Below are 5,573 nucleotides of genomic sequence, written 5' to 3'. Positions count from 1 at the left end.
GTGTTTGCGCGGTCGGCGTTGGTGGGGTTGGGGACGCCGGCGGATGTGCTGGACGATGCGGTGGCGTATGCCCATGTGATGTTGTGGATCATGCCGTCGCTGTTGGTGTTTGTGCTGTTCACGCAGTTGCTGCGCGGGGTCAGCGATACGTTGTCGCCGTTGTTGGCGCTGGTGGTGTCGACCATGGTGGGGTTGGCGTTGACGCCGGCGTTGATTCGCGGCTGGTTGGGTTTTGCGCCGATGGGGATTCAGAGTGCGGCGGTTGCCGGGTTGGTGGGTAACCTGGTGGCGATGGGGTTATTGGCGTGGCGCTTGCTTGGCAAGGGCCATCCACTGGCGCCGGACCGCGAGTTCTTTGCGGCGATGAAGCTGGACGTGGCGATTCTCGGCAAGGTGCTGCGCATCGGTTTGCCCACCGGGTTGCAGATGGTGGTGTTGTCGCTGTCGGAGCTGGTGATTCTGGCGCTGGTGAACCAGCACGGCTCCCAGGCGACGGCGGCTTACGGAGCGGTGACGCAGATCGTCAATTACGTGCAGTTCCCGGCGCTGTCGATTGCAATCACCGCGTCGATCCTCGGGGCGCAGGCGATCGGGGCGGGGCGCATCGAGCGCATCGGGCCGATTTTGAAGACCGGGCTGATGATCAATGTGTGTTTGACCGGTGGCCTGGTGGTGCTCGGGTACTTGTTGTCGAGCTGGTTGCTGGCGTCGTTCCTCACCGAAGAGGCGACGCGGACCATGGCCCGGCACCTGTTGCACATCATGCTCTGGAGCCTGTTGGTGTTCGGCTTCCAGGCGATCATCGGCGGCATCATGCGTGCCAGCGGCACGGTGATGGTGCCGGTGGCGATTTCGATTGTGTGCGTGGTGGGCGTGCAGTTGCCGGCGGCGTATCTGCTGGATGCGAAGTTCGGGTTGCAAGGGGTGTGGATGGCGTTTCCGGTGGCGTATCTGGGGATGCTGGTGTTGCAGACGCTGTATTACAAACTGGTGTGGCAGCATCAGAAGATTGAGCGGTTGGTTTAGTTGGTTTTTTGATTGCCTGTTCGCGATTGTGGTGGTTCAGTGGTGTAGATGTTGATTGTGCTGACGTCTTCGCGGGCAAGCCCGCTCCCACAGGGACTGTGTTGTTTGTAATCTTGTGCACACTGAAAATCAGGTACTTCATCAGTGGGAGCAGGATTCACCGATAGGCCTGATCGCCTGGGGAGGTTTTCACATGAGCCCCTTGTCCCATTCCATCCTGCAAGACCGGCCAGCGGCCGGACGACGTTTGGTAGAACCGCTGCTGCCTTACGCTAACCGCCCCGATGTGATCGTTCTGGCCTTGCCCCGTGGTGGCGTGCCGGTGGCTTATGAGGTGGCCACGGCGCTGAAGGTTCGCCTGGACCTGATGCTGGTGCGCAAGCTCGGTGTGCCGTCCCACCCGGAGTACGCCATGGGCGCAATTGCCAGCGGCGGTATCCAGATTCGTAATGAAGAGGCACTGCGCGTGCACCCGATCGATCGCGCCGCTTTCGACGCCGTGGTCGAACGGGAAAGCCGCGAACTGCTGCGCCGCGAGAAGGTCTACCGCGGTACGCGGCCGGCGGTGCTGCTCAAGGATCAGGTGGTGATCCTGATCGACGACGGCCTGGCCACCGGCGCTTCAATGAGGGCGGCGATCCAGGCGCTGCGGGTACAGGCGCCTTCGCGCATCGTGGTGGCGGTGCCGGTGGCGCCGATCGAGACGGTGCAGGCCCTGCGCAGCGAGGTGGATGAACTGGTCTGCCCGCTGATGCCCGAGTGGTTCACGTCGATTGGGTATTGGTATATGGATTTTACCCAGACCTCGGATGCCGAGGTGATCGAGCTGTTGCAGCGGGCGTGGCAGCGCGAGGAGTGCTGACGGCCATCAGCAGGTGGTCGCAAATCACCGCGTGAGGTGGAATAAACGCCGGTTGTTTGCTTAAGTCATTTTGATGCCACCCGACCTGTGCGGCACCCCAATTCAAGACGGGAGCCCTCCCGGAGAGTGCCATGAACCTTCGATCCGCGCGTTGCATCGCTCTGGCCGGAACGTTGGTGTTCGGCCTGGTGCAGTTCAGCCTGGCGCCGTTCGCTGAAGCCGTGGAATACAAGAAAGTGAACGCCAAGGCCAGCACCTTGAGTTTCACCTATCAGCAGATGGGTTCGCGAAGCTACGGCACTTTCGGCAAGTTCGAGGCCAATCTCGATTTCGACACCGATAACCCTGGTGCCGCCCACGCCACGCTGACCATCGACCTCAACAGCATCGACGCCGGCAGCAGCGACGCCAACACCGAGCTGCAAAAACCGGCGTGGTTCGATACGGCGACTTATCCGGTGGCGACCTTCGAGTCGACGTCCATCAACGCCCTGGGCAATAACCGCTACACCATCACCGGCAAGCTGTCCCTGCGGGGGCTCACTCGGGAGGTGACTGTGCCGGTGCAACTGAGATCAGAGAGCGCCATCGGCATCTTTGAGGGCCAACTGGTGCTCAAGCGTGACGACTTCAAGATCGGCGAGGGCGAGTGGGCGGACAGTGTGGTGTCCAACGAGATCAATATCCGCTTTCGGATGGTGGCGCCGCAGCGGTGACTCGGGCTGAACGTTAACTTCCGGTCGACGACATTCCTCCCACATTTGATCCTTGGTGAATGCCAAATCTGTGTACGACGCCGATTCAATGGTGGGAGCGAGTACGCCGCACAAAAAAGCGCCCGATCCACATTGCATGGACCGGGCGCCGATCAAACCGCTCTACTGCGCCACTATTGGCACCGTCACGGTTTTGCCGAAGGCTGATTTGACGGTCGCCGTCGGGTTGGGCGCCGGGCCACTGCCGACGGTCGTCACCGCTATATTCCAGCGCGCGCCTGTCGCTGTTGGCGTCAGGGTGGCGGTGCCAAGGTTCGCCGTACCGGTTGTGACCGTGGCAGTCGCCGTGATGGTGTTGCCCGTGCCACGCGAGGTGGTGCCGGACAGGACCCAATACCAGCGGCTGTTGCTGCGGGCGGTGACGGTAGCGCTGGTGACGATCAGGTTCTCGACGACCGCTGCCGAGACCGCCACGGACACCGTCGCCGATGCCGACTCCGCGCCCTTGGCATCGGCTGCCTTATAGGTAAAGGTCGCGGTGAACGGCGCGGCGACCGTGGCCGGAGGTGTGTAGGTCACGCGCGTACCATCGGTGCTGACCACGCCCGTTCCGGAGTTCGGTTGCTCCAGCCCCACCACTCTAAGTGGCACGTTGCCGTCCGGGTCGGTGTCGTTGGCCAGGACGTTGATGATCACCGGTTGGCCGGTGCTGCTGATGGCGCTATCGGGGTTGGCGATCGGTTTTTGGTTATTGCCATCGTTATTGGCACGGGTATCGCCAGTGCGGAAGGTCGGCAACGCAGAGGAATTGACGTAGGTGACGCCGTCCCAGCCGGGCAGGGGCGCTGGCATCAACTGGAACTGGCCCGGATGCTCGATATCCCAGCGCAGCAACATGGACGTGTCCTCGTGCTGGGTGTTGTGGCAGTGCTCCATGTAGGTCCCGGCGAATTCACGGAAGTGGATGGCCATTTCCACGTCCACCGAGCTGTCGATGCCTTCGCCGATGCGATAGACGTCCTTGCGTGCCCATTTTTCCCATTCCGGCGGTGGGTTGCCATCGCGGTGGAGGATGATCCCCTCTTCGAAGTGCACGTGCACCGGGTGGTTCCAGCCGTTGCCGCCGCTCTTGATTCGCCACACTTCCAGGGTGCCGTCGCCGGAGAAGCCGGCAGGGGTCGGGCCGTTGGCCAGTTGCGGAGCGGCGCTGATGATTCGAGGGTCCATGGGGAAGCCGAATTGACCACCGTCGGTCTTGATCGTCCAGGGGGCTTCGTCGGTGCCGTCGGAGCGGCCGAAGATGAACTCGCGATGCCGCGCCACATTGAGTTTGGCCTGCATTGCTGGGTCGTCGCGGTTGATGGTCAGCGGGATCATGACCTTGCCGGCTGGCTTGCCCGGTTTGGCGGGTTCGTAGTCGGCGGGGTTCATGCTCACGTCCTGGCCGGCATAAGGCTGGACTACCATTTGCATGAACTTGCCCACCCCCGGGTCGCCCCCGGTCCATTCCAGTCCTTTGCTGCCCAGCTTGAGCACCGGCTTGTACGTCCCGGACAGCACGTCGGCCAGGCTCAGCACTGTAGCCTCCGGCCCCTTGCCGTCGTGGTGCTCCATCAGGTTGACGAAGTACAGCTTGTCGCCGGTGTTGATCCCGTTTTTCGCGAAATTGACGATGATGTCGAAACGCTCGGCGATCCCTATGGTGGGCAGGATGGCGTTGTGGTTCTGCACATCGCCGTTGCCGTCCAGGTCCATGCTGCCGTCGAACGGCACAGCATGTTCCATCAGGTTGCCGTCGTTGGCGATCATGTGGAACGGCACGCGGCTATAAGACACGCCGGAACCGGCCGGGCCGGGGAATTCGCCGCCGGTGCCGGCGACCTCACGCACCAGCGCGATCCTGAAGTAGCGCGATACCGAGCCATTGAGGATGCGAAAGCGATAGCTGCGCGCCCGCACATTCAGGCGCGGCTGGTACTGCCAGTTGACCAGGACCTGATCGCCGAGAAAGCCGTCGGTGTTGAACGGGTTGAACCACAACTGGCCATTAGCGTCCCAGGCCTTGTCGGCCACCATCAGGTTGACGTCATAGTCGCGGTTGCCCCAAGGCAACGCCGAACCGCTGGGCAGGCGCAGGTTGACGCCGTCTTCGAAGGCTTCGTTACCGCGATCCAGGGCGCTGTAGTAGTTCATCATCACCGCGTTGCCCTTGTAGACGTTCTGCGCGGTGAAATCGACCATGTGGTCATGAAACCAGTGGGTGCTCATGGTTTCGCGCCAGTCGCCACGGATCTTGATGCTGCCGTTGTTGCACGTTTTGAGGCCCGGCGCGGCATCGTTGACGAACAGGGTTTCGTCCGGGGCGCAGGGGAACGCCGCGCGCGGATCCTGGGCGCTGGTGTTGATGGTGTCGTAACCGGCCAACTGGATCGGCCAGCGATAGTCGTAGTACTGCCCCGGAAAGAAAAACGCACCGGAAAAGCCATCGCTTTCGGCCGGGGAGTGGCCGTTGTGTTCGTGGGTGGTGAGGGTGTGCAGGCCAAACCCCATGTTGGCCGCCGGATCGATCGGCAGGGCGTTGTAGTGGCGCATCAACGCGGCTTGACCGTAACGCACCATCAACAGTTTTGGCGGAAAGGTGCCGTCGAAGGTCCAGAGCGCCTTGTGGTTCTGAATCGGCATGTTGGGGTGAAAACGAACATTGATGCCTTTGGTGGTGCCGGCCAGGACCGGGGCGTTCGAAGTCTGGTTGTACAGCCCGCCCGGCCCGAACTCACCGACGGCGTAGTTGTGCAACTGTCGGCGGTCGCGCATGCCGCTGTTGATCTGGGCACCCGCTTGTACGGTTTTGAAGCCGACCTGCGGGAAGAACTCGTTCCAGCGCTGGTGCGACCAGCCTTTTCCTGGCGGCCGACCTTCGGCCGGCGAGCCGACCGGATGGCGGTTGAGGAAGGCTTCGATCTGCGCTT

4 protein-coding genes are annotated in these 5,573 nt (G+C 62.2%); 3 read left to right on the top strand and 1 reads right to left on the bottom strand.

Annotation, left to right across the window (positions count from 1 at the left end; all coding sequences use genetic code 11):
* The 3 genes from KGA83_RS26710 to KGA83_RS26700 form a co-directional block, all read left to right on the top strand.
* On the top strand, positions 1-1,026 hold a 1,026-nt coding region (locus KGA83_RS26710; RefSeq protein ID WP_223531235.1), incomplete at its 5' end, for an MATE family efflux transporter.
* Between the two features lie 193 nt (positions 1,027-1,219).
* The gene (locus KGA83_RS26705) at positions 1,220-1,888 is read left to right on the top strand and encodes a phosphoribosyltransferase (RefSeq protein WP_218430547.1); all 669 of its coding nucleotides are present in this window, start codon (positions 1,220-1,222) and stop codon (positions 1,886-1,888) included.
* 131 nt (positions 1,889-2,019) lie between these two features.
* Entirely contained in the window at positions 2,020-2,604 is a 585-nt protein-coding gene (locus KGA83_RS26700) for a YceI family protein (RefSeq protein WP_108217930.1), read from the top strand.
* Between the two features lie 162 nt (positions 2,605-2,766).
* Here KGA83_RS26700 and KGA83_RS26695 read toward each other — a convergent pair.
* On the bottom strand, positions 2,767-5,573 hold a 2,807-nt coding region (locus tag KGA83_RS26695), incomplete at its 5' end, for an Ig-like domain-containing protein (RefSeq protein WP_223531234.1).

It is taken from the genome of Pseudomonas sp. GL-R-19 (assembly GCF_019956375.1).
Taxonomy (GTDB): domain Bacteria; phylum Pseudomonadota; class Gammaproteobacteria; order Pseudomonadales; family Pseudomonadaceae; genus Aquipseudomonas.
This window is presented reverse-complemented; position numbering and strand designations above follow the sequence as displayed.